This is a genomic window from Pelotomaculum propionicicum, from assembly GCF_048984525.1.
Classification (GTDB): domain Bacteria; phylum Bacillota; class Desulfotomaculia; order Desulfotomaculales; family Pelotomaculaceae; genus Syntrophopropionicum; species Syntrophopropionicum propionicicum_A.
The window spans coordinates 74,791-97,654 of the sequence record NZ_JBMGJC010000003.1; the positions used below are offsets into that span (position 1 = coordinate 74,791).

General features: G+C 49.9%; 23 protein-coding genes and 1 tRNA gene. 10 read left to right on the plus strand and 14 right to left on the minus strand.

Annotation, left to right across the window (positions count from 1 at the left end; all coding sequences use genetic code 11):
* Positions 1 to 71: 71 nt before the first annotated feature.
* Positions 72 to 2,327, minus strand: coding sequence for a transglycosylase domain-containing protein (locus ACOBQJ_RS04175; protein WP_421070476.1), 2,256 nt, complete (start codon positions 2,325 to 2,327; stop codon positions 72 to 74).
* A gap of 155 nt (positions 2,328 to 2,482) precedes the next feature.
* Here ACOBQJ_RS04175 and ACOBQJ_RS04180 point away from each other — a divergent pair, with 155 nt between their 5' ends.
* Positions 2,483 to 4,075 carry a thiamine pyrophosphate-binding protein gene (locus ACOBQJ_RS04180; RefSeq protein ID WP_421070477.1) on the plus strand — a complete coding sequence of 531 codons (1,593 nt, stop codon included), beginning with the start codon at positions 2,483 to 2,485 and terminating at the stop codon, positions 4,073 to 4,075.
* A 102-nt stretch (positions 4,076 to 4,177) separates the two neighbouring features.
* Here ACOBQJ_RS04180 and ACOBQJ_RS04185 read toward each other — a convergent pair whose 3' ends face one another.
* Positions 4,178 to 4,393 (minus strand): DUF5652 family protein, encoded by a 216-nt coding sequence (locus ACOBQJ_RS04185; protein ID WP_421070478.1) that lies wholly within the window; start codon positions 4,391 to 4,393, stop codon positions 4,178 to 4,180.
* A 128-nt stretch (positions 4,394 to 4,521) separates the two neighbouring features.
* Between ACOBQJ_RS04185 and ACOBQJ_RS04190 the strand changes: the two genes are divergently transcribed.
* The gene (locus ACOBQJ_RS04190; RefSeq protein ID WP_421070479.1) at positions 4,522 to 4,662 is read left to right on the plus strand and encodes a hypothetical protein; all 141 of its coding nucleotides are present in this window, start codon (positions 4,522 to 4,524) and stop codon (positions 4,660 to 4,662) included.
* 52 nt (positions 4,663 to 4,714) lie between these two features.
* Here the strand turns inward: ACOBQJ_RS04190 and ACOBQJ_RS04195 are convergent, their stop codons facing one another.
* The 5 genes from ACOBQJ_RS04195 to ACOBQJ_RS04215 all read right to left on the minus strand — a co-directional run bounded on the left by ACOBQJ_RS04195 (position 4,715) and on the right by ACOBQJ_RS04215 (position 7,083).
* Entirely contained in the window at positions 4,715 to 5,080 is a 366-nt protein-coding gene (locus ACOBQJ_RS04195) for a hypothetical protein (protein WP_421070480.1), read from the minus strand.
* A gap of 26 nt (positions 5,081 to 5,106) precedes the next feature.
* Positions 5,107 to 5,373 (minus strand): hypothetical protein, encoded by a 267-nt coding sequence (locus ACOBQJ_RS04200; RefSeq protein ID WP_421070481.1) that lies wholly within the window; start codon positions 5,371 to 5,373, stop codon positions 5,107 to 5,109.
* Positions 5,374 to 5,451: 78 nt separating this feature from the next.
* A complete protein-coding gene (locus ACOBQJ_RS04205) occupies positions 5,452 to 5,709 on the minus strand; it encodes a hypothetical protein (protein WP_421070482.1) in 258 nt (85 codons plus the stop codon).
* A gap of 141 nt (positions 5,710 to 5,850) precedes the next feature.
* The gene (locus ACOBQJ_RS04210; protein WP_421070483.1) at positions 5,851 to 6,051 is read right to left on the minus strand and encodes a YjfB family protein; all 201 of its coding nucleotides are present in this window, start codon (positions 6,049 to 6,051) and stop codon (positions 5,851 to 5,853) included.
* Between the two features lie 195 nt (positions 6,052 to 6,246).
* On the minus strand, positions 6,247 to 7,083 hold the full coding sequence (locus tag ACOBQJ_RS04215) for a DegV family protein (RefSeq protein WP_421070484.1): 837 nt from the start codon (positions 7,081 to 7,083) through the stop codon (positions 6,247 to 6,249).
* 177 nt (positions 7,084 to 7,260) lie between these two features.
* Between ACOBQJ_RS04215 and ACOBQJ_RS04220 the strand changes: the two genes are divergently transcribed.
* Positions 7,261 to 7,349: transfer RNA gene (locus ACOBQJ_RS04220), tRNA-Leu, on the plus strand.
* A gap of 91 nt (positions 7,350 to 7,440) precedes the next feature.
* Here the strand turns inward: ACOBQJ_RS04220 and ACOBQJ_RS04225 are convergent.
* Positions 7,441 to 8,289: a hypothetical protein gene (locus ACOBQJ_RS04225; RefSeq protein WP_421070485.1), complete on the minus strand. Its 849-nt coding sequence runs from the start codon at positions 8,287 to 8,289 to the stop codon at positions 7,441 to 7,443.
* Between the two features lie 255 nt (positions 8,290 to 8,544).
* On the opposite strand from ACOBQJ_RS04225, the gene ACOBQJ_RS04230 reads away from it, so the two are divergent.
* Together ACOBQJ_RS04230 and ACOBQJ_RS04235 are read left to right on the plus strand one after the other, a co-directional pair.
* Entirely contained in the window at positions 8,545 to 9,675 is a 1,131-nt protein-coding gene (locus tag ACOBQJ_RS04230) for an ATP-binding protein (RefSeq protein WP_421070486.1), read from the plus strand.
* A 243-nt stretch (positions 9,676 to 9,918) separates the two neighbouring features.
* Positions 9,919 to 12,336 carry an AAA family ATPase gene (locus ACOBQJ_RS04235; protein WP_421070663.1) on the plus strand — a complete coding sequence of 806 codons (2,418 nt, stop codon included), beginning with the start codon at positions 9,919 to 9,921 and terminating at the stop codon, positions 12,334 to 12,336.
* A gap of 43 nt (positions 12,337 to 12,379) precedes the next feature.
* Here the strand turns inward: ACOBQJ_RS04235 and ACOBQJ_RS04240 are convergent, their stop codons facing one another.
* Positions 12,380 to 12,748 carry a hypothetical protein gene (locus ACOBQJ_RS04240; RefSeq protein WP_421070487.1) on the minus strand — a complete coding sequence of 123 codons (369 nt, stop codon included), beginning with the start codon at positions 12,746 to 12,748 and terminating at the stop codon, positions 12,380 to 12,382.
* A 220-nt stretch (positions 12,749 to 12,968) separates the two neighbouring features.
* Between ACOBQJ_RS04240 and ACOBQJ_RS04245 the strand changes: the two genes are divergently transcribed.
* The 3 genes from ACOBQJ_RS04245 (at position 12,969) to ACOBQJ_RS04255 (ending at position 15,626) form a co-directional block, all read left to right on the plus strand.
* Positions 12,969 to 14,102 (plus strand): trypsin-like peptidase domain-containing protein, encoded by a 1,134-nt coding sequence (locus ACOBQJ_RS04245; protein WP_421070488.1) that lies wholly within the window; start codon positions 12,969 to 12,971, stop codon positions 14,100 to 14,102.
* A gap of 32 nt (positions 14,103 to 14,134) precedes the next feature.
* Positions 14,135 to 14,674, plus strand: a complete 540-nt coding sequence (locus ACOBQJ_RS04250; protein WP_421070489.1) for a hypothetical protein — start codon at positions 14,135 to 14,137, stop codon at positions 14,672 to 14,674.
* Between the two features lie 157 nt (positions 14,675 to 14,831).
* Positions 14,832 to 15,626, plus strand: a complete 795-nt coding sequence (locus tag ACOBQJ_RS04255; RefSeq protein WP_421070490.1) for a nitroreductase family protein — start codon at positions 14,832 to 14,834, stop codon at positions 15,624 to 15,626.
* Here ACOBQJ_RS04255 and ACOBQJ_RS04260 read toward each other — a convergent pair.
* The 4 genes from ACOBQJ_RS04260 to ACOBQJ_RS04275 all read right to left on the minus strand — a co-directional run bounded on the left by ACOBQJ_RS04260 (position 15,623) and on the right by ACOBQJ_RS04275 (position 20,869).
* Positions 15,623 to 16,834 carry a (Fe-S)-binding protein gene (locus tag ACOBQJ_RS04260; protein ID WP_421070491.1) on the minus strand — a complete coding sequence of 404 codons (1,212 nt, stop codon included), beginning with the start codon at positions 16,832 to 16,834 and terminating at the stop codon, positions 15,623 to 15,625. The two genes, ACOBQJ_RS04255 and ACOBQJ_RS04260, sit on opposite strands and share 4 nt — an antisense overlap.
* Entirely contained in the window at positions 16,831 to 18,252 is a 1,422-nt protein-coding gene (locus tag ACOBQJ_RS04265; protein ID WP_421070492.1) for an FAD-binding oxidoreductase, read from the minus strand. Before ACOBQJ_RS04265 ends, ACOBQJ_RS04260 begins: the two co-directional genes overlap by 4 nt.
* A 63-nt stretch (positions 18,253 to 18,315) precedes the next feature.
* The gene (locus ACOBQJ_RS04270; RefSeq protein ID WP_421070493.1) at positions 18,316 to 19,653 is read right to left on the minus strand and encodes a polysaccharide deacetylase family protein; all 1,338 of its coding nucleotides are present in this window, start codon (positions 19,651 to 19,653) and stop codon (positions 18,316 to 18,318) included.
* A gap of 22 nt (positions 19,654 to 19,675) precedes the next feature.
* Complete coding sequence (locus ACOBQJ_RS04275; protein WP_421070494.1) at positions 19,676 to 20,869, minus strand: MFS transporter; 1,194 nt, start codon at positions 20,867 to 20,869, stop codon at positions 19,676 to 19,678.
* A 240-nt stretch (positions 20,870 to 21,109) separates the two neighbouring features.
* Here ACOBQJ_RS04275 and ACOBQJ_RS04280 point away from each other — a divergent pair, with 240 nt between their 5' ends.
* On the plus strand, positions 21,110 to 22,165 hold the full coding sequence (locus ACOBQJ_RS04280; RefSeq protein WP_421070495.1) for a glycosyl hydrolase family 18 protein: 1,056 nt from the start codon (positions 21,110 to 21,112) through the stop codon (positions 22,163 to 22,165).
* A gap of 109 nt (positions 22,166 to 22,274) precedes the next feature.
* Here ACOBQJ_RS04280 and ACOBQJ_RS04285 read toward each other — a convergent pair whose 3' ends face one another.
* Entirely contained in the window at positions 22,275 to 22,415 is a 141-nt protein-coding gene (locus ACOBQJ_RS04285; RefSeq protein WP_421070496.1) for a hypothetical protein, read from the minus strand.
* Positions 22,416 to 22,557: 142 nt separating this feature from the next.
* On the opposite strand from ACOBQJ_RS04285, the gene ACOBQJ_RS04290 reads away from it, so the two are divergent.
* Positions 22,558 to 22,776 (plus strand): FeoA family protein, encoded by a 219-nt coding sequence (locus ACOBQJ_RS04290; RefSeq protein ID WP_421070497.1) that lies wholly within the window; start codon positions 22,558 to 22,560, stop codon positions 22,774 to 22,776.
* Positions 22,777 to 22,864 lie beyond the last annotated feature (88 nt).

Below are 22,864 nucleotides of genomic sequence, written 5' to 3' on the forward strand. Positions count from 1 at the left end.
TTTCCATGAAAAAAAGGCGGCTTGCACACCCCAGATGCGGGGTTCTCAGCCGCCTTTATCCTTTATCGTTGTTATTCCCGCTGGCCGGGTTTTGGAATAATGCCTGGTTTGTCAGTTGGTTTCTGTGATCCGGGTGTGTCTTCTCCAGTTTTTCCGGGCGTGCCGGGCGCAGTCTTGCCGGGGCCGTGCATAGTGCACGATTCCGTAGGAGTGCGGAGCTTGTAGTCTTCAACTATAGAAGAAACGTTATATGGAAGTCTGATTAATGGTTTAATCACCCGGTCGGGACAGTAAGATGTCGGCAGTTGGCCGCTTGCGGCGCAAACCTCAACGTAACCGTGCACGTTATCTGTTGCAGTGGGGACCGTCCCCTCGGCAAACAAATCAGTGACAAGGCTGTCACCGGGGGTAAGCGGGCCCGGCAGCAGTCCGGACTTGCCGTCGACCGTTGATGTCACTATCCCTGAGGGCATGCTGAAATTCCTGACGGGAACATCGCTGAGAGCCCTGCTCATAATCTCCTGCCACACCCTGGTCGGATAAGTGCCTCCGAATGCCTGAGGCATCGCCGTAGGCTGGTCGTAACCTATCCATACCGCCGTTACAAGTTCGGGTGTATACCCGACGAACCAGAGGTCCTTCCCTTCGTCGGTGGTACCGGTTTTCCCGGCCACCGGCCGGCCGATCTGGGCACCGGTCCCCGTTCCGCTTTCCACTGCGGATTTCAGCATGTCTGTGACCAGGTATGCAGTGGTGGCTTTCATTACCTGCCGTTGTTTGGGTATCGTCTGCTCCAGGACAACGCCGTCAGTCTTTTCGACCTTCAGGATCGCTGTGGGTTCGATATAAGTCCCCATGTTGGCAAAAGCGCCGTAAGCGCTTGCCATCTGGAGTGGCGTAACCCCTTTGTCAAGGCCTCCCAGCGCCATGCTTGCCCCGTGGGTTGACGCATCTAAATTAATCCCAAGGTTTGAGGCAAATTTAATGGCATTTTCCATACCGACATAATCGACCATTATTTTTACCGCGGCCACATTGATAGAGTTGGTTATGGCAGTCCGTAAAGTGATCAGGCCGCGGTACCTTCCGTCATAATTGCGCGGCTCGTATGAACCATAGCTAACAGGGATATCATCAACTACCGAAGCCGGCCCCATCCCCTGGTATTCAATCGCAGGCCCGTAGGCAATAATAGGTTTAAAGGCGGAGCCGGGCTGGCGGGCAGTCTGGACGGCCCTGTTCCACTGTCTCTTCTGGGTATGCTCGCGCCCGCCGACCAGCGCCTGGATATATCCTGTGGCGGGGTCAAGCACGACGGCGGCTCCCTCAGGCTGCAACATGCCGTTTTCATCAGGCTTGGAAGCAGGGAAATTGGCGGTCCTGGCCATTGCTGTTTCAGCAATTAACTGGACTTCCGTGTCCATGGTAGTATAAACCTTTAATCCACCTTTAAAAACCTCGGATTCCCCGTATTCTTCAACTAATTGATCTGTGATGTAGTCAAGAAAATAGGGATAAGGGTATTGACGCGAGGCTACTTCTTTAGTCTCAAGTACCAATTCTTTGCCTTTGGCCTCTTCAGCCTCTTTGGCGGTGATGCATTTGTTTTTCACCATGCTGTCCAGCACGTCGTTACGCCTGGACTTTGCCGCCTGGGGATCCCGGAACGGTGAGTATGCGCTGGGCGCCTGGGGCAGTCCGCCGAGCAGCGCGGCTTCCTCCAGGTTCAGCTTGTCGACTGTCTTCGCGAAATAGGTCTGCGACGCGGCCTGGATCCCGTATGCTCCTTCACCAAGGTAAGTGTTGTTTAAATACATTTCCAAAATTTCATCCTTGGTATATCGTCTTTCGACCTGTATGGCCAGGACAGCTTCCTGGATCTTTCTCTTCCAAGTCTTTTCCGGAGTCAGCATTGATATTCTTACCAGCTGCTGGGTAATGGTGCTGCCGCCTTCACCCCTGGACCTGGAAATGATGTCTTTTACAGCCGCCCTGGCGATCCCCCGTATGCTGATCCCGTGGTGTTTGCGAAAACTGGGGTCCTCTATAGAAAGGAAGGCGTTCTTAACATGTTCAGGCACGTCCTTGATATCAACAGGTACACTGTTACTGATGCCGATTTGGGTTACCAGTTTGCCATCTTTATCGTAAACCATGGTTGATGCCCCTGATTCCAGCATTTCAGGACTGAGAGCAGGCATGTCTTTAACACTGGCGAAAACAAGGCCGATAGATATACCGCCTCCGATCAGCACCACCAGGAGCAAAAGAAGGATGGCCAAACGGAAAATATTTAACTTTCTTTTTACCCTTCTTTTTTTAGACAATATATTATCCCTCCCCAAAGTTAAAAGAATTATAACATATCACACAGTCAATTCCCAAATAATTTATATTGTCGCCCCATGCAGGATAATTTTGATAAATGATGAAAACAATAGATTAAAGCAGTTATTTTATACTCTAAGAAAGGGTGGAGAAGTTGCGTGTAAGTGGTAATGTGGCTGATTTTATCCTGGCCCAGCTGGCTGAATGGGGTGTGAAAAGGATATACGGAGTCCTCGGAGACGCCATATTCCCTTTAATGGACGCCATGGCCCGCCAGAATAAAATAGAATTTATTGCGGCCACTAGTGAAACAGCCGCCGCTTTTATGGCCTCATACGAGGCCAGGCTTACCGGCAGGCTTGCCGTCTGTACCGCTTCCGCCGGACCCGGCGCGGTCAGCCTGCTAAACGGGCTGGCTGACGCATACCTGGATGGAAGCCCTGTTTTAGCCATTACGGGCCAGGTCGAGACAAAAAAGATCGGCACTAAGGCAAAACAATATTTTGACCAGCAGCTGCTGTACAAAAATTTTTCTAATTTTTCATCTATACTGATAAACCCTGCCTCCACGGGGGAAATCCTTGCTATTGCCGCGAGGAAGGCGTATCTTGATTTCTCCGCGGCGCATATCACAGTCCCCAAAGATGTGTTCGCCATGCCTGTATCTGCTGACACGCTGCCGGCAGATATTGTTGAGATCAGAAGGCCCCCGGTCTTTTCCGGCAGCAATGAAAAAATTTTGGAAGCCATCAGAAATTCACGCCAACCCCTGATCGTGATCGGGCGGGCGGCGGAAGAAGCGGTCTACCAGGTTTTAGCCCTGGCCCACCATATAGGGTCCGGCCTGGTCGTGGCCCAGGAGGCCAAAAGTATGATCAGGGGGTCCTTCAAAAGAAATTTAGGTGGGATAGGGGAGGCCTACCTGCCCCCGATTATTAAAGAAGCAGACTGCATCATCCTGGTCGGAAACGCCTCTTACGATCAGAAGTTTTTCCCTGAGCAAGCTAAATTAATTCACCTGGCCGAGCGACCCGAAAGAATTAACGTGAACGCGCACGCTGCGGCAAGCGGGGACCTTGGCCTCCTTATTGAAGTTATTATGCATGACCTTGAAAATTATGACGTAAACCGGGAATGGGTGGCCAGGATTAAAGGGGAAGCGCTGCGCGTAAAACAGGTAATAGCCCAGGCCAGGGAGGACAACAGCAGGCCGGTGCTGCCGTTAAGGCTGATGTCCAGCCTTAACACGGTTGTACCTCCAAAGTCGGTTATCGCCCTGGATATCGGCGAGTTCTCGCACTGGTTTGACCTGGGCTTTATGATGGAGAACCAGGAGGTCCTCCTTTCAAGCATGTGGCGAAGCATCGGGTGCGGCCTTCCGGCAGCCATTGGCGCCAAGCTGGCCGACAGGGAAAGAAATGTTATCGCTATAGTAGGTGACGGCGGGATGATCACTTCAATGAGCGAGCTGCTTACCTGTGTCCGCTATAACCTGGCAATAACTGTGATAGTAGTTAAGAACCGGGTTTACAGCATTGAAAAAAACAAGATGGCTGCGGAAGGGCTGAAGCCGTTTGGGCATGAACTGACCACGCCGGACTTTGTCCAGTTTGCGAAGTCCTGCGGCGTGGAAGGATTTCGCATAGAAGACCCGGCTGAAATCGAGGACAGGATCAGGCAGGCTGTCGAGTCTGACATGCCGGTGCTGCTGGAGGTCGTCTGCGCTGCTGTGGACCTTCCATATTAATAAGGCAGCCCCGAACACCGCAGAGAATTTATCAGCAAACAGGACAACCCCGCCAGCAATGACGGGGTTGTAAAGGTTATATAGAATAAATATCTCCGGTGTTTAAAACCTGGATCTTTTTCTCCTGAAAAACAACAGGTAAATTATTTCAAGTATACCGGCTGTGTTGATTATAATCAGCACGATATACCAGGCCAGTTGGCTATTGCGCGCCGCGTGCCAGAGGGCTAAAGCCTTCCATATGATACTCCAGGCCACTAAGGCAGTAAACATCCAGGGGTTGCTCTGAAAATACTGCACCACTGCATCTGTATTCATAAACTGGTCCTCCCCGGCGACTATAATAAAGTCTTAACATTATGTAATTCTTATAATCTTTTACAATACATTTCCCCGCAGGTTTAATTTTATTCTTAAATGACGATAATAGCCTTGAGGTGATCGTAATGAAGGAAAACACCATTAAAAGGGAGCACCCCAGACCGCTGCCGGGTTTTGAAATCGGGTTTTACCCACCCGAATGGCTGTATTGGGATGCTGAGGAGCATCACTCCGCTGCAGCCATAAGCGAGGATACTGAAGTTTAGATATGTAAGAACCAAAGCCTTTGCCGCCGGGCAAAGGCTCTTCTTTATTTTTTTATGTTGTGGGACAGGAGCCGAATTGCCACCATAGAAACCGGCCAATCCTGGCCGCGAGGCGTAAATCCGGATAATATATTTTTCCGCTGTCGTCTTTCACGAAAATTGTATCGTACCGGGGCAGACCCTTCATCTGGTGAATTTCGAAGTACGCGCTGGCCTCTTCCGATGGTTCCAAAACCATGCCCAAAAGCTCCAGTGTTTCAAATTCCACCTGGTTTCTCCGGGGGTACCTGATTCCCATTTCTACAACTTTGACGGGCAATCTTCCCGTGTTGGTCGCTGTGACACGGAGCCTGGTTTTGCTGGTGGTCTCCTGATCCATACAGGACGGCGCTTTGGTCCAGGTAACTTTTACGGCCAAAGGTATCCCCCTTTAGGACTCATTATCTAAACCTGTATTTTCACGTGGACGATCTGGTTTTCGGGATCTATGAAAATTATTACCGCGTTGTCATCACCCACGCTGTCTATATATCTGTCGTCGACCGGGATCGGTATCATTTCGTTTAATATAAGCAGGTCTTTTTTTATCATTGCGGCAGCTTTGCTGAAGGGACGCTGCCCGGTTTCCACCCCGTCTTCGATATAAATGCATACATTAATTTCATCTTTCCCCTCCAGCAATTTAATCAGCGCGTCTTTTTTCGCTCCCATTAACAGGGCTCCTTTCCAGTTAAGTTAAAAAAGGCCGCTGGGCCTTAATTAAATAATTGGCGGGAAGCAGGTTCTATACTACCATTTATAAGGAACTGAAACCCCTTTATATTTATTATCCGGATCTATGGTAATATCAGACGGGTTGTCATCGATAACACCAGTTGCCAGGGCATCGTCCTGTTCGGCATGCATCCGCGCTCTTTTTTTTAGTTCGTGGTTGTAATGGCTCATAAGGCTGAATGGCTCCATGTTTTCAACTATGTACGGCGGGTAGCCCCACCTGAGTAACCGTTCCTGAATCCTTTCCTTCTGCCGTGGCAGCAATACTAACACTTCCCTTCCTGCAGTTGATTATTCTATGTATGTCGGGCAAGACCTTTTTTTAAAGTATTATTTAAGCAATATAAAAGATAAATATCTAGAATTAAAAACAGCAGAAATTATTCAAAAAAGAAAATCGGCAACTAGTAGACGCTATATAAAGCGGTCGACATGGTTGCCCACATGGAGAGGTATTGATGGGGTTGGTTTAGTTAGAGTATTCAATAATTGCTGAGCCTGCGCTGTGTTTTGATCCATAACCTTGCGCAGAATACTTGTCTGGATAGCACCCTGTAGATTTTCCTGCTTCATATTGATATAAGAAACTGCAATTGCGTTTATATCAGTGTCCAATTATTTCACCTGTAAGCATTGTTACTATAATATTCGAATTTATTTTTTTATACTTTAGTCTGTAACAGTATATGCAGGTATATTTTGATAAAAGAGAGAGGCCAACCTGCCCCGCAAAAAGATATTGGTGAAAAAACGATATCGCCCGGGGTGAAGTGGCCTCTTTGTTATTATTTTATAATTGTTTGAAAGCGGTTAAAACGACACTATCAAGCCGCCGTTGCCGGCATAAGTGCCCATGGTGCTGCCGACTTTTCCTATGATCACATTTTTGGGGTGGTAATTTTCTTCAATGTTTACCTTTAAATTCAGTGCTTCCTGAAGGCAGTTGACGTGGCTGATACCCACCATCTTCTCATGCAGGTTGCTGCCCATTTCTCCCACCAGCTGCACTATCCGCTGAAGCGACCTGGCCCGCCCCCGTACTTTTTCCAGCACGTCTATCTGACCCACGTCTCCGGCTTTGCCGATCGGCCTGATGTTCAGCATGGTGCCGATAAAACCCGGCAGCCTGCCCACACGCCCGCCTTTGATCAGGTTCTCCAGGGAGTCCATGGTAAAAAGGGTGTTCATGCCGTTCCTGTAATCAATAATTTTATTTACAACAGCCCTCGCGCTGACTCCAGATTGAATAAATTCGTGGGCTTTGACGGTAAGGATGCCGAGACCGAGGGAACCGGTGAGGGAGTCGATTAGGTGAATGTCTCCCGGCACCGACTTTGCTGCCAGCTGGGCGCTTTCAAATGTGCCGCTAAGAGATGACGATAAGCCCAGGTATATAACGGAAGCGTAATTGGCCAGGGCCTCCCTGAACGCTCCGGCAAAGGCTTCCGGGGACGGCCTGGATGTTTTGGGGAGTTCCTTTGACCCGGCCATACGCTCCCAGAACTGCTCCGGGTTTATGGTTACCCTTTCGGTAAATGTTTCATTGTTATCAAAAGTGACATGCAGTGAAACAACGCCGATATCGTACCTGTCAACAAGGTCCTGGGGAAGGTCGCACGAGCTGTCGGTGATAATTTTTATGTCCATACATACAACCCTTTCCTGATCTTTACGGGGAAATTTTACAGCACAAGTAAGAAAAGTGTCAATAAAAATAATCAGGCTGCTCCGAGACTTCATTCGTCGCGGATCTATCTAACTGACGGATTCTTGACAATACAAACCCGAAATGCTAGAATTACTTTGCGCTAAATTGAACTTATTGCCCGAGTGGCGGAACTGGCAGACGCACAGGACTTAAAATCCTGCGGGGTTAACTCCCCGTACCGGTTCGATTCCGGTCTCGGGCACCAAAGTATTTAAAAGGGTTACAGGGCTGGACGCAACTTCCAGTCCTATTTTTTTTTAGCTGGTCATGCGTGTTTGTAGAGAAGAGAAGGCCGCTCACATATTATTTGTATATAATTTGTCCATGATTAACACAGAAAGGTACATCCAAAAAAATGTGATGGTAGATACAGGAAGAAACCAGCCTTCTTTAATCAATATCAAATTTGCTTTGAACGCAATGTAATAAGCAATGTATAACATGAGTATCACTAAGGCTTTCCAAGTCCATTTAGGCCTTAAAAAGTATATTAGCATCATTGGAATAGATATCAGAGAATGATGTATAAGAACTAAGAAGTGGCGGCTCATAATTGGGTCAGGAAGCACAGTAAAGCTGAATTCTTGAAGCCTTAGCAACATAAACCCCCATGTTACAATAACTATGTTAAGAGGAAATAGAGCCAAAAGGATATATCCGTAATAAAATAGTGGTTTAATAGTTTTTAAGTTTTTCGCATACAGAATTTTGGCTATTTGAAAGAGTAAGGGCAATAAAGCAACAGTCATCCATGTTTTATACCAGCCTTGGCTATAGATACCAAGAGCCAAAAATGATTCTTCAATAATCGCATAAAGCCCGGCCAAAACTATATACCAATAATATTTTAAATTGAGAACCGCAACCATAAGTGCTGTTGCAGCTACAGAAGTCTGGGAAAAAATATTGCCTGCAAGGACATCATCAAATGGGAGAGGGGGATTTTGAAGGATTTTTGGATAGTAGGAATATCCTTTCAGGAAAATAAGAATTATCGATTCGAAATCAAGGACTATACCCATTAAAGTCAGATAGAGGGCAAGCACCCGATGGTTCTTTGCCTTAACCACCACAAAAATCAATTCAATTAATGTCAAAATCCCCAATAATACATACCATATTGTGTTAGTCCAAAAGTAGTCCATATGTTAGACGATGCCTCAATAGTAAATATTATCAACCTCTTAATGAATAGTATATATCTGGGTATATCCTTTCCAAATGAGTATAGCTTTATTATTAATATAAGCCTGGGGTTAAATCAGCAGGGGTATTTTTATGATTTTAGGGGCAAATAAAATGTCACAAATGTCAATATTCGACAGCATTCCCGAAGGATAATTGTTTGCTTCTGTCAAACATTAACATCAGTATCATATTTTTACTTGGAGGATCTATGTTTGAATTATTTTGACATGACTAAAGATCAGCTTATAAATGAGTTGCTTGAAAAAGATAAGCAAATAGAGAGAGATTTATTCGAGCGCAAAAAAGCTGAAGAGACACTTATCAGGCTGGCAGACGAGCGTTTCTGCAAAGCGTTCAATTTCAACCCGGCGGCAATGACCATCTCCACTATAAATATTGATGAAATTATTTATGTAAACAAGTGTTTTCTGGACAGGCACGGTTATACCAGGGACGAGGTGATCGGCCGTTCAGCGGTGGACCTGGGTTTTTGGTTTGATTTGTCGGAGCGCGATAAATTTATTGGTGAAATTAAGAAAAAAGGTTATGCCAAAAACCATGAAGTGAAGTTCTATAATAAGTCGAGTGACGTCATTACCGCGCTTGCTTCGGGGGTAGTAATTGATAAAGACTGTGTTTTAATCGCTTCAAACGATATAACCGAGCTGAGGCATTACCAAAAAGAAATGGCCCGCCTGGACCGCCTCAACCTCATCGGAGAGATAGCGGCCGGTATCGGCCATGAAATAAGAAACCCGATGACCACGGTCAGAGGTTTACTGCAGCTCTTTATCAACAAGGATAAGTTTTCGTCCGAGAAAAAGTGTTTTGAGCTGATGATATCTGAGCTTGACCGCGCTAATGAGATTATAACGGAGTTCCTGTCGCTGTCTAAAAACAAGGCGGTTGAGCAAAGAGTCCAGAACCTGAACAGTATTATCCGGGCCATATCCCCGTTATTAACAGCAGACAGTGCGGTGGCCGACAAACATATTGTTCTGGAACTATTTGATATACCGGATATCCCCCTTGACGAAAAAGAAATACGCCAGCTGGTTTTCAACATGGTCAGGAACGGCCTGGAAGCAATGGAACCTGGCGGCACACTGACAATTAAGACCTGTACGGAAGGCAGTGAACTGGTTTTGTCGGTGCGGGACCAGGGCAGAGGGATTAAAAAAGCGGTGCTTGACAAGATAGGCACTCCCTTTTTGACGACCAAGGAAAACGGAACAGGCCTTGGTCTGGCGATATGTTTCAGCATCGCTGACAGGCATAACGCCAAAATAAATGTGGAGACCGGACCGGCGGGCACAACTTTCTATGTCAGGTTTAAGATTTAATTGGTAACTGTTAGCTTGCCTTTTCCTAAAATGTGTTAAACTCTGCCTGGCCGGGCAATTCAATAAATTCGGCCAGGTTTTTTACGTCCCCGTTTCCCCCGGATTCATTTTTGTTCAGCAAAACCAGCCGTGATTTCCTGTCATAAGAAGTTGTAAAGTATCGGGCAGGCAGGATTGAGGGTTTTTAACGTAGTATATTTATCTTGAAAAGGGAATTAGCGGAGGACAATATCTATGGAAAATATGAAAAAATACACAGTGCCGATAGAAAAATTAAGAAAAGTATGCTGCGGGGAGGAGCTTGATTTCTGCAGGACTACGGAGGATATGAGGCCGCCTGAAGATTTCATCGGGCAGGAGAGAGCGGTCCGGGCCATGCAGTTCGGCCTGTCCATGAATGCGCCCGGTTACAATATTTTCGTTGTCGGCCCTCCCGGGACCGGCAAAAGCACATATGTCCAGGCTGTTGTGTCTCAAGCGGCGGCTGGCGGCCCAGTGCCTGACGATTGGTGTTATATCTACAACTTCAGCGACAAGGACCGCCCCCTGGCAGTGTCCCTGCCGGCGGGTGAGGGGCGAGGTTTTAAAAAAGATGTGGAAGAGCTCCTGGCGGACCTGAGGGTAAATATTCCCAAAGCCTTTGAAAGCGGTGACTATGAAAACCAAAAAGATGTGATAATACAGGGCGTCCAACAAAAAATGACAGGCTATTTCCAGGACCTTGAGACAGCCGCCTTAGAAGACGGGTTTGATATGAAGCGCACCCCGAACGGTATAGTTTTTATACCGCTGAAAGAAGGCAAGCCTTTCTCGGCTGAAGATTTTGAAAACCTGCCGCTACAGGAACGCCGTGAAATGGAGGAAAAGGGACGCAAGCTGCACAAAAGGCTGGAAGAAACGTTTCATACCGGGCGGATGCTGGAAAAACAGGCAAACGAACAGATTGCCGGGCTGGAAAAAGAGATCGCCCTTTTCGCCATCGGGCCCCTGGTGGACAGGCTGCTTGAGAAATATGATAAATTTCCGCCGATTATCGATTATTTAAAAATGTATTTAAAAGATGTCACTGAAAACCTTGAAATTTTTAAAGGTTCCGCTGCCGCTCCTGAACAACCGCACGGATCTCAGGAAGAAACGGATCCTTTTATCCGCTACAGGGTGAATCTCTTTGTGCACAACGTAAAAAACGGGGGTTCCCCGGTAGTAATTGAACCCAGTTCCCTCTATTACAACCTGTTTGGGAAGATTGAGTACAGGAGCCAGGTGCTTTCCCTGAACACGGACCACATGATGATAAAACCCGGCTCAATCCACAGGGCCAACGGAGGATACCTGGTCCTGCAGGTCAAGGATGTGCTGAGCGATCCTTTTGCCTGGGACACGTTGAAGAAAGCGCTCAAATACCGCCAGGCCGCTGTGGAAAACATCGGCGAGCAGTACCGCCTGGTGCCTACGGTAACCTTAAGGCCGGAACCCATACCCCTCAATGTGAAAGTGATTTTAATCGGTACCCCGCAGCTTTACCACCTGCTTTACAGCCAGGACGAAGACTTTCAAAAGCTTTTCAAGGTCAAGGTGGATTTTGACACTGAAATGCCGCGCAATCCGGATAACCTGCGCCAGTACGCATCATTTGTAAATGCAGTCTGCCAGAGGGAGAAACTAAGGCATTTCAGCAGGGACGGCCTGGCCAGGATAATTGAGTACGGATCACGGCTGGCTGGCCACCAGGAAAAACTCTCCACCAGGTTTAACGAGGTAATCGAAATCGTGTACGAAGCGGCAGCGTGGGCGCTGGCTGAGGACAGCAGGTACGTGGAAGCGGTCCATGTGGATAAAGCGCTGAGGGAAAAGGTCTACCGCTCTAACGGGCTGGAAGAAAAGCTGCAGGAAATGTTCACCCGGGAAAAAATTCTTATTGACACCAGCGGCCGCATGGTCGGCCAGGTTAACGGTCTTTACGTGATCGGCTCGGGGGGATACGCTTTCGGCCGGCCGGCCAGGATTACCGCCAGGACCTATATGGGGCGCGGTGGTGTGGTTAATATTGAAAGAGAAACTAAAATGAGCGGCAGTATACATTCCAAGGGAGTATTAACCCTGGCCGGCTACCTCGGGGGGAAGTTTGCCCAGGGAAAACCCCTTGGACTTACTGCTCAGATCACTTTTGAGCAGCTTTACGACGGGATTGAGGGTGACAGCGCGTCCAGCGCGGAACTTTACGCCATCCTCTCGAGCCTGGCGGAGCTGCCTGTGGACCAAAGCCTGGCGGTTACCGGTTCAGTCAACCAGTTCGGCGAGATCCAGCCGATAGGGGGAGCGACTGAAAAAATAGAGGGGTTTTTTGATGTCTGTGCCGCAAAAGGACTTACCGGCTCTCAGGGCGTAGTGATCCCGGCTCAAAACGTCGACAACCTGATGCTGAAAGAGGAAGTGCTGGAAGCGGTTAAAAAAGGTCTGTTCCATATTTACGCGGTAAGAAATATTGAGGAAGGAATCGATCTGCTCTGCGGGGTTCCGGCGGGAACAATCAAGGAGGACGGCTGTTACCCGGAAGAGAGCGTTTTCGGGAGAACCGACAGGAAGCTGCGGGAATTTAACGAAGGGCTCAGCAGGTCCGGCAGCGGGAATGCAGATAAAAAGGAATCATCCTGTAAATAAAAAACCCGCTCTTTATGCGGGCGCAATAAAATGACTAACGGTTTTAACCAAGCCCTTTCTTCTCAAGCTTACTGAGCAGGGCCAGGGCGGCAGCGTCTTCAGGGCTGCCGGCGCAGGTTTCAATTTCATCATCTTTATAAAACCACTGGTCTGTAGCCTTTTCATAGTTTAAGGTATAACCTTTTGCGGACCTTATTTTAAGCTCGTAAAGCAGCATGGAAAGCCTGGGGAGCCAGACCAAATCACCAACTTCGCGGAGGGAAAGCACAATTTTTTTCTCCTTGAGATGCCTTAGGATAATGGGCTCAATGATTTCCTCTCCCAGTTCGCCATAAACCATTGTCAGGTCGCCAACCTTGGGCTCCCATGGCAGATATTTGGCCAGTTCTTTTGCCAGATCAACGCGGATCACAGGTGCAGCCTCCTTTATCCAGCCAGTTGAATGACGGAAGACATTAAAGTAATTATATCTTTTTTTTGACCAAAAAGATATAAAGACAAAATTCTCAAAAATGGCTTATAGTAGATAGTATTCTGTTGCGGTTTTAAAAGTTTCCTGCTATGCTAATTCAAAATTATAGGATTTGGCTTTTTCGCATAAACTGGAAGCAGGTAAAGAAAGGGGTAATAACATGTCTGTCAATATCAGGCGGGTTGCTTTACTTGTAGTGTTACTGGCTGTTATAGCCGGGCTTGCGTTATGCGGGGGATGTTCCAGTGACAACAAACCTGACGCGAAGCAGAATACAGGCTCTTCCCAGGTGGATCTCCTGCCCGGAGTGGGACCTGAGACAGTTGCTGATGTTGTTTCCCAGGCCAGCCCCGCAGTAGTAAAGATATCTACCAGGGTAACGGCGCGGGGTTCGGGCAATCCCTTTTTCGACGACCCGTTTTTCCGCCAGTTTTTTGGTGAGCCTTCCAGGCAGCAGCAGCAGGAGGGGTTGGGATCAGGTTTTATAATTTCAAAGGACGGCTATATTTTGACAAATGAGCATGTTATTGAAGGGGCCAATGAAATCTCTGTTACTGTAACCGGTTTTGATAAGGGATTGGGTGCCAAAATCGTGGGCGCGGACACCAACCTTGACCTGGCGTTATTAAAAATTGAGGCCGGCGCCGACCTGCCTTTTCTCGCCCTGGGTAATTCCGATCAGATCAGGGTAGGCAACTGGGTCATTGCCATAGGCAATCCTTACGGTCTTGATCACACGGTAACCACCGGGGTGATCAGCGCCAAAGGCCGCCCCATCAGCGTTGAGGACCGTCAGTACGAAAACCTTCTCCAGACCGACGCCTCCATCAACCCGGGCAACAGCGGAGGGCCACTCCTGAACCTTAAGGGCGAGGTGGTGGGAATCAACACTGCGATCAGTTCAGAGGCGCAGGGCATTGGCTTTGCCATACCCACCAGCACTGTCGTGCAAGTGTTGGAGGATTTAAAAAACAACGTAAGCAGGGGCAGGCCCTGGGTGGGAGTACAGGTCCGCACCCTGGACAGTGAATTGGCCAATTACCTCGGGTTGGACAAGGCTGAGGGAGCGGTAGTGGCCGGCGTAGTGGCGGGCAGCCCCGCTGAACAGGCAGGCCTGAGAGAATGGGACGTAATTGTGGAGTTCAACGGTAAAAAAGTGAGCAATGCCGATGAACTGGTAGCCGCGATCAAAACTGCGCAGATTGGACAGGAAGCAAAGGTTATTGTGGTGCGCCAGCGCCAGCAGCAGTCATTCACGGTTACTGTTGCAGAGAGACCGGGTAATGTTGGATAGCGGTACAGCAGGGGTATTGATAAAACCGGGAGATGATAAAACTGGTTGACTGGAAACGGGTTTACAAGCTGCTGAATGATGTGACTCCCCTGTCCGTGGACTGCGGCAAGCTGTGCGGCGAAGTCTGCTGCGCGGAATGGGAGAGCGGAGTGGGGATGTATCTGCTGCCGGGTGAAGAGGTTATGTTTGACAGGACCGAGGACTGGCTGATCTGGCAGGAACACAGCACGGAGGAATACGAGTTCTGCCCGAGCTGGCGCGGACCTGTATATTTTGTATGCTGCCGCGGTGTCTGCCCGAGAGACCGGAGGCCCTTTGCCTGCAGGACGTTTCCCGTCACGCCGTACCTCTCGCCGGTCGGAACTCTTGAACTGCGCCTGGAGGACGCCGCCATACCGGTTTGCCCGCTGGTGCGCGCCGGCGATATCCGGCTTTTGGACAGGCGCTTTTTAGCCAGGGCCAGGCTGGCCTGGGAGGAACTGATCAAGGACCCGCTGATCCGGGACCATGTGGAGTGGGAGTCACGCGCTCTGGACAGGCAGGCGGGCGAGCCGTGGCGCAAGCTGCTTTAAAAGGTATACAGTATATGTGGTGTTCCAGACACAAAACTGTTGACAGTTTGCATTACATGAATATTGCTGCAAATGGGCAGCAGTTCAACATCCGTGGATCGCTGCTGCTAAGGATCGTTTTTGAGATCTTCTCATAAAAATAAAGGAGATTTCCTTTATGTTAATGCCGTCGTCCAGGTGGTACAGCGCCATTATGACCCGCAGGTCGCGGAGGCAGTTTGCTCCCAAACCTGTAGATGTGAATATTTTGGCGCATATAAAAAGATTCTGTGACGAATTCAGGCCGTTTCAAACAGCCCGCGCGGTGCTGGTAACCGAAACGCCGGACAAAGTTTTCAAGGGAGCAATAGGCCACTATGGAAAGATAAAGGGCGCCCCGGCTTTTATTGCTTTTATCGGGAATATGGATGATCCAAACATCCAGGAAAAGGTTGGTTATCTGGGGGAAGGCTTAATCCTGGAGGCCACAGCCTCAGGCCTTGCCACCTGCTGGGTAGGCGGCTTTTTCAGGCCGGAAATAGCATCCTTGCTTGCCGGAGCCGGTCAAAATGAAAAAGTCCTGGCGGTAACTCCGGTAGGCTATGCCGGAGAAGATATGTCACTGGAAGACAAAATAATGGCGGGATTTGGGCGGAACCACCGGCGCAAGCCTCTGTCTGAACTGGTTACGGGGTTGGAAGAAATAAAATGGCCCGCGTGGATGCGGGAAGCCCTGGATGCGGCCAGGTTGGCTCCATCCGCTGTGAACCGACAACCCTGGCGCTTTCACGTGGAACAGGACAAGATCATAGTTTTGGTGGATAATCTAAAAGATACTTTTAATATTTCTAAACGCCTCGACTGCGGTATTGCCATGCTGCACATTGAAGTAGCCGCGCTGCACAGGGATATAAAAGGGGAGTGGGAGTTCCTAAAATCTCCGGAGGTGGCAAGGTTTCGTTTTAAGAATTAGGCCTTAAAAGAAATCCCCAGGCTTTGGGCCAGTATTTCTACCGGGTGCTCCACCGATATATTCAGCCCGTTTTTCAGCAGCCCGTGCCGGATCTGCATGGTGCAGGAGGGGCAGCAGGTTGCCACAACCTCTGCTCCTGTTTCTTTTATGGAAGATATTTTTTTGTCAAGTATGTCCATGCTGGTGTCGTAGTGGTATAGAGAAAAGGTTCCGCCGCTCCCGCAGCAGTTATTCGCCCCGGGCATTTCTATGAATGCGGCGCAGGTGCGGTCTAAAAGCTGGCGCGGTGCTGCCGTAATTCCCTGTGCTTTGGCCAGGTGGCAGGGGTCGTGGTAGGTGGTTGTCCCGCTGCTTTTTTTTATTTCGCGGCCGGCGAGCAGGTCGTTGAGCAGGCTTGATAAATCCATAATCTCCATGCCTTTAAAAGCGATGCTTTCCTTCAGGGCGGCAAAGCACGAAGCGCAGTCGGTGACGACCGCGTCAACACCCTGGCGCTGAAATGCCGCAAAATTGAATTTCTCCAGTGTTTCAGCCGCATCGATCTGGCCGTTTTCTTCCTGAGGCAGGCCGCAGCACTTTAAATCCCGGGGCGTGACAACTTCGCAGCCAAGCCGGGATAATACCGCCACCGTGCTTCTGGCCACGTTAGGAAACAAAAGGTTGGTGGTGCAGCCCAGGAAATACCCCACCCTCATTTTTGGTGCGCCCTCGGCCTTGGTGATCTCCCTGATATAGCAGCGTGCAGGCCGGCGGGGCAGTCTGCCTGCCAGGTCAAGGGCAGGTGGCAGCAGTCCCAGGGATCTGCCCAGGCCGGTCAGGCCAAGGTCCTGGCACCCCCTGAACAGCCTTGTTGAAATGTTAAGCAGGGAGGGACGTGCCCATATCTCCCTGAAGACAAGCTTCTGCAGCGGGTTTGAGATTTCCCGGGCCAGCCGGCAGCGCGCGGCCGTGATAATTTTATGCACCGGCACCGCGGACGGGCACTCTTTGGTGCAGGCCTGGCAGAGAAGACAGAGTGAAAGCTTGCGGGCAACCTCGGCGTCTGCCTTGAGTTCGCCGCCAGCCAGCATATGGGCCAGGAATACTTTTCCCCGCGGGGTGGCAGTCTCGTTGCCGATTTCCTCAAAAACCGGGCAGACCGAGCGGCACTGCCCGCAGCGCACGCAGCGCAGGTAGTGTTCTTTTAAGCTGGTCAGTTCCGTAGTCACTGTTTACTCCCCCCGGGGGGCAGAAGTTTTCCCGGATTCATGATGTTGCCCGGGTCAAGGGCTTGTTTTAGCCGCTTCATTACATTCGCCGCTTCGCCGTGCTCGGCCAGGGCATACTGGTTTCTCACGGCGCCGACCCCGTGCTCGCCTGTTGTTGAACCGTTCAGCTCTATAGCAAGCCGGTGGATGGCGTCTACCAGGCCGTTGGCCCGTTCCACTTCCTCGCTGCTGTCCAGGTTGATCACCGGCGCCGTGTGCACATTGCCGTCGCCGATGTGGCCGTAGTTGACTACCGTGACGCCAAACTTCCTGCCCAGTTCTTTTATCCTGCGCAGGGCCTCGGTTACCCTGTTCAGGGGAACGCTGATATCTTCACCGGCGAAAATCCTGCTGCCGTCCGGCCGCAGCCTGGCCGCGGCCATGGCCACAACTCCCCGTCCTCTCCATAGGTCGGCCATCCGCTGTTTATCTGTGGCCCATTCAACCGATACAGCCCTTTTGCCAACGATCTCGGCAATCTTTTGCCCTTCCCACTCAACCCCGGCCGGGTTGCCGTCCACTTCAAAGATCAGGATGGCTTCAGCGGAGGGGAGGTTAATTTCCGGCTTGTACATGTTTACGGCCTGGATGGCCGATGAGTCAAGGATCTCTATACCTGAAGGAAGAATGCCTGACTGGTACACGTCCAGGACCGCCGCCGGCGCCTCGTCCAGGCTGTCGAAAACAGCCATGGCGATGCCCCGCGCCATGGGGCGCGGCCAGACCCTGAGCCTTATTTTGGTGATTACCCCGAGGATCCCCTCGGAGCCTACAAACAGTTTCGTAAGGTTTAAGCCGGAAACGTTTTTCAGCGCCCTGCTGTTTGCTCCGCCGGTGGTGATCACACTGCCGTCGGGCAGCACGACCTCAAGGCCGAGTACATACTGCTCTGTTGTTCCGTATTTAACCGCCCTCAGGCCGCTGGAGTTGTTCGCCACCATCCCGCCGATAGTGCACATGCGCGTGCTGCCGGGGTCTGGAGGAAAAAACAAGCCGAAATCCGCCAGGTGTTCGTTTAGTTTGTAATGGACGACTCCGGGACGGACGAATACCTGCATGTTGGCCGCGTCGACTTCCTCGATCACATCCCAGCCCGAAAGGTCCAGCACAATGCCGCCGCGTACGGCCAGGCAGCCGCAGGTTTCCCCGCTGCCGGCGCCCCTGGGCACGATGGGGATATTGTTGCCGGCTGCAAAGCGCACTATCTCCGACACTTCGGCGGTGGAGCGGGGCAGTACGACCGCGTCGGGAATAAAGCTGTTGAAGCGGGCATGGAAGGAGCTGTCGTAGCTGTACATTTTCCGGTCCAGGCTGCCTGTGAGCACCCGCCCGGCGGGCAGTATTTTTTTAAGCTCATTTCCCAGACGCTGGCTGTCCATATCGTCACCTCGTCAGTTAATAATAGACCGTGTCAAGGGGACGGTTCTCTTGACACGATCGTGTCAGAAGAACCGTCCCCTTGACACGATCGTGTCAGAAGAACCGTCCCCTTGACACGCTTTGGCGGGCAGCCTTTTCATAAGGTCCTGCCGGGTCATAATCACATATTTGGGGATGAGTTTTTCCCGGTATGACTTTTGTTTTTTAAAGCCTCCCGGATGGAAGACACCAAGCAGCCACCGCTCGTAACAGCCGGTAAATGTTTTAAACAGGCCCGGTTTCATATCAGCCACCGTGAAGCCGATTCGCCCGAGGCCGCGGTGCAGGATGGTAATCCCCATTACAACATTAACATTTTCAAGTCTTTTATCACTTTTCAAAAACTCAGCCAACTTCGGCAGCCCGTTTAAAACTTCCCTCATGGCGATGATGGAGGCCCGCTCGACAGACATATTCTCGTCGATCAGAGCCATGTATCGGTCATTGTTTACATGGAGCTCCAGGTAATGTTCACCTGGCTTCAGAACGCTGCCGTCGTGCATGGCCCATTCACTGCCGCGGTAACGGCGCAGGGCTATTCTCCAGATCTTGCTGCCCGGCATGTCTGTTATGCCGGACAACCGGCGCACGATCATGTCTGCCAAACTCCAGATCCGCCGAAAAAGCCTTCTCAAGGTAATCTTTTGTTTAAGATTCATTATCTCTTCCAGCGAAGCCACCCGCAGGCCTTTTTCCTCGATCCCGTCCAGGATGCGGGGCAGCGCTTCAACAACTTGAGCGGGGCTGCCTTTGGCGGCTCCGGGGGCGGAATCACTGTCATGTAGAATTATGATAGCCCCGTCTTTGACCCTGCCCAGCACCTTCCGGCAGATACTCTCCGGCGTGGCTTTTTTTGTCCAGTCCCAGCTCATATAAGTCCAGAGAATAACCTTCTGGCCTTTCAGCCAGCAGTACCAGACTGAAAAAAGGTTGAACAGGCCCCAGGCCGGGCGGCAGTATATTGTTTTCTGGCCGGTCAGCTCCTCTATGGCCAGGTTGGTTTCTGTAATTTCTCTCCTGGTCGCGAGCGGGCTGAGCAGCCATATGGCTTTATGCCGGAAACCGTGGTTGCCGATGGCGTGCCCCGCCAGCAGGATCTGCCTGGTCAGCTCCGGGTACGCCCGTACTTTTGAACCCACCACAAAGAAACAGGCCTTGACCTGATACCGGTTTAATATATCCAGTATTTGTGGAGTATAATTTGGGTCCGGCCCGTCGTCAAAGGTCAGCGCGACCCGGCCGTAACCCCTGGCCGCCCGTGCCACGGCGCCCACCCGGCCAAGCCGGACTAAGAGCGTAGGCGCCAGGGAATAGAAAAATACACATAGAAATATGATTTTTAAAAATAAGGAAGTTTCCATGGAGAAACCTCTGTTTTCATTTTTATCCCGCTTCGATAAGGACTTTTTCTACAGGGTAGAGAAAGTAGAAGCAGGACATTATTGCCAGCAGTATAGTACTCAATATAAGAGCAGATGAAATACCGTAGGTATTGGCCAGTAATCCTCCGAGAGCCGGCCCGACGGCAATTCCCATACCTTCGATAGTTGAAAAAACACCCCAGCCTGTGGCCTGTCTGTCAGGCGGGATCACCTTTGCCAGGAGGTTGTTCCACGCCGGCAGGACAACCGCGTATGAGAGCCCTACCAGCGCGGCTAATAAGTAGGCCCCGGTCGGGTCACGGGCGATTGAGAAAAGGGCCAGGGATATTGCGCTCATGGCAAATCCGCAGCCCAGCAGTGTTTTGAGCCTTAAAATATCGGCCAGACGTCCCATAGGCAGGAAAGAAACAGCCGCGGCAGCGCCTCCGGCGAGTAGGAGCAGGGCATACTGGTTCGGATTGAGCCCGAGCCTGTTCTGGGCATACAGGGGGAGCAGCGGGAGTAAGATCCCGCCGGTCATGGTTTGAAGAAACATGCCGGGGAAAAGTATTTTTTTGACTGCCTGGTTTTGCGCCATCAGGGAGACTTCTTTCCAGAATGAAAAGCCCGCGCTCTCACTGGTTTTACGCTCCTTTACCGGGATCATTAATAAAGCCACAGACAGGGCGCACACCCAGAGAAAAATCAGCAGCCAGAAAGCCAGGTCGTAATCATGTGAAATAAAAAAGTTGATAACCACCGGGCCGCCTCCGCCGCCCAGCAGCCACACGGCGAAAATCAGCCCCATGCGGGTGGCCCGCTCTTTCAGCTGTACCGGCGCCACGCCGCTGATAACAGCCAGCCAGACCGGAGAAACTGCCAGGCCGAAGGAGGCTGAACCGAGTGCTAAAACAACGGGGGAGTCGGAGGACTTCATAATTAACAATGCAGCCAGCCCGATCAGGAGTCCCAGTAGTAATACCGGATAGCCCTTGCGGTCCAGCTGCCAGCCGGCTGCTCCTTTGAACAGGGTTTCCGCCAGGTAGTGGACTGATACCGCGAGCCCGGCCGCCGCGACCGAAATGCCTAAATAATTAACGGCGTAAAGCGGCAGGAAAGTAAGAAAAAAAGCTCCCCTTGTGAATTCCATTAACAAAAGGACCAGTATCAGGCCGAGTTCTTTTTTTGAGGTGAGGATTTTTTTCAGCTCATGCAATAACCTTAAAGCAACTCCTTATTTTAGAAGGATTGGTTTGTACCATACATATTATACACTATGGCGCGGCCAGGAAAACATTTTTTGGGCATATCGCTAATTAATGAGCTTCGAAAACCATTTTGACTCTTTATGTATATAGTTCATAAAAGTAACAGAATTGGCAGCAGTGGATATCTACCAAGGTTGTCAGAATACTGTTATCATTAGATAAGATTAATTTACATAAGGAGAAGACAAATGGAAAATTTGAAGCGTTTCTGCCTCGTTGTCGTGTTTTTCATAACGGTATTTTTTTTATCTCCGGTCTGTTTCGGAGAAAGAGCAGACGCAAACACAGGCGTGAAAAATAAAAAACTGGTTTTGGGGTATTATACCGAGGATTACCCGGGGGACAAGCTTTCATACAATTCTCTTTTAAAAAACAATTCCCAGCTCGGCACTGTCGCCTTTTTTAATTACCTTGTAGACCAAAAAGGTAATTTAACAACTGGTCAGCCGGTCAGCCAGGGTTTAAAACTTGCCGACAGCTGCAATATCAGGACCCTAGCGCTGGTCCACAACATGGGCAGATATAACATGGCCCAGACTGCTCACCAGGTGCTGTCTGTTGAAAAAAACAGAAAAAACCTGGAAAAGAACATATTGTCGCTGGTACGGGGGAACGGTTTTGACGGGGTTAACATAGACCTGGAAGGAGTGCCGCCGGGTGACAGGGCTTTTTACAATAAATTTCTGGTTGAATTAAAGCAGATGTTTAAACCTTACGGTTATCTTCTGACCGTTTCTATTCCCGCCAAGACCGCGGACAATAAGTTTAATGCGTGGAACGGCGCCTATGATTACCGCGCTATAGGGCAAACAGCGGACCTGGTGGCATTAATGACTTACGACGAGCACTGGAAGGGCGGCGCCCCAGGTCCTGTCGCCTCACTGCCCTGGGTCCAAAAAGTGCTTGACTACTCAATAAAGAACATTCCGCGGGATAAAATTTTAATGGGTATCCCGGCTTATGGGTACAACTGGTCTGCCGCCGGCAACAGCTCGGTCCGCTGGAACGAAACAGCCGCGCTTACCGCGAAGTACCCGTGGGCCAGGTGGAATGACTATTATTCAACGCCATACCTTATTTACTACGAAAAAGGGGCAAAGCACGAGTTGTGGTTCGAAAACAAATACAGCCTGGGGATTAAACTGGATTTAGCCAACAACTACGGTGTCGCCGGCATAGCCATCTGGCGGCTCGGCTTTGAAGACGCCTCCTTTTGGGAAACTCTGAGGGCCAAGTTTTCCTAAAAACAAGAACTTTTTTCACAGGATTAACAGGATTTAAATGATTGACAAGATTTTGATAAACTAAAGGCAATTAAACTTTGTATAATGGGGGGCGTGAAGCCCCCGCTTTTTATCTCGATACGGCCAAAAGGTATATTTCCCGTTTATTATTTCCCGCCTGGTTAATTTTTTGCTGCGCCTGGCGCAGTTCAGCGAGCTGTTCTTCAGTTAGTTCCGCTGCTTTCATCCCCTTGGTATCGATATTTGACATTTTTCACCCTCCTGTTTTTGTTTATCATATTTTGTCTCTTTTCGGCCAAAATTATAGTTGATATTTTTTTAATCCTTCCATATAATAAAAATGAGAATGAGAACGGTTATCTTTATCATTTAGAATTTGTGGAGGGTAAGCGGTGAATCTGGATCAGGCAAGAAAAGGGCAGGTAATTAAAATTACCAGTATTCCCAATGAACTAACACGGGTTCAGGCTCTCCGGCTCGGTATATCCGAGGGGGCTGTCATCACCTGCCGTGAGGTTGTGCCGGCGGGACCGGTTGTGGTTGCCAGGAACAAACAGGAAATAGCCATCGGCAGGAACCTGGCCAGGACTATTAAGGTTGAACCCTTCTAAAAACTAGTTTGCCCCGCACAGGATTTTATCCAGTTTCTTTACTTAAAACACGGACGAATTAACGCACTGCAGCAATATATCTGGTGGT

Coding starts and splice junctions, on each gene's coding strand:
- ACOBQJ_RS04185 (WP_421070478.1), bottom strand. CDS start 4,393: ATGAATACAGATGCAGTGGTGCAGTATTTTCAGAGCAACCCCTGGATG.
- ACOBQJ_RS04190 (WP_421070479.1), top strand. CDS start 4,522: ATGAAGGAAAACACCATTAAAAGGGAGCACCCCAGACCGCTGCCGGGT.
- ACOBQJ_RS04200 (WP_421070481.1), bottom strand. CDS start 5,373: ATGGGAGCGAAAAAAGACGCGCTGATTAAATTGCTGGAGGGGAAAGAT.
- ACOBQJ_RS04215 (WP_421070484.1), bottom strand. CDS start 7,083: ATGGACATAAAAATTATCACCGACAGCTCGTGCGACCTTCCCCAGGAC.
- ACOBQJ_RS04225 (WP_421070485.1), bottom strand. CDS start 8,289: ATGGACTACTTTTGGACTAACACAATATGGTATGTATTATTGGGGATT.
- ACOBQJ_RS04235 (WP_421070663.1), top strand. CDS start 9,919: ATGAAAAAATACACAGTGCCGATAGAAAAATTAAGAAAAGTATGCTGC.
- ACOBQJ_RS04245 (WP_421070488.1), top strand. CDS start 12,969: ATGTCTGTCAATATCAGGCGGGTTGCTTTACTTGTAGTGTTACTGGCT.
- ACOBQJ_RS04250 (WP_421070489.1), top strand. CDS start 14,135: ATGATAAAACTGGTTGACTGGAAACGGGTTTACAAGCTGCTGAATGAT.
- ACOBQJ_RS04255 (WP_421070490.1), top strand. CDS start 14,832: ATGTTAATGCCGTCGTCCAGGTGGTACAGCGCCATTATGACCCGCAGG.
- ACOBQJ_RS04265 (WP_421070492.1), bottom strand. CDS start 18,252: ATGGACAGCCAGCGTCTGGGAAATGAGCTTAAAAAAATACTGCCCGCC.
- ACOBQJ_RS04270 (WP_421070493.1), bottom strand. CDS start 19,653: ATGGAAACTTCCTTATTTTTAAAAATCATATTTCTATGTGTATTTTTC.
- ACOBQJ_RS04280 (WP_421070495.1), top strand. CDS start 21,110: ATGGAAAATTTGAAGCGTTTCTGCCTCGTTGTCGTGTTTTTCATAACG.
- ACOBQJ_RS04285 (WP_421070496.1), bottom strand. CDS start 22,415: ATGTCAAATATCGATACCAAGGGGATGAAAGCAGCGGAACTAACTGAA.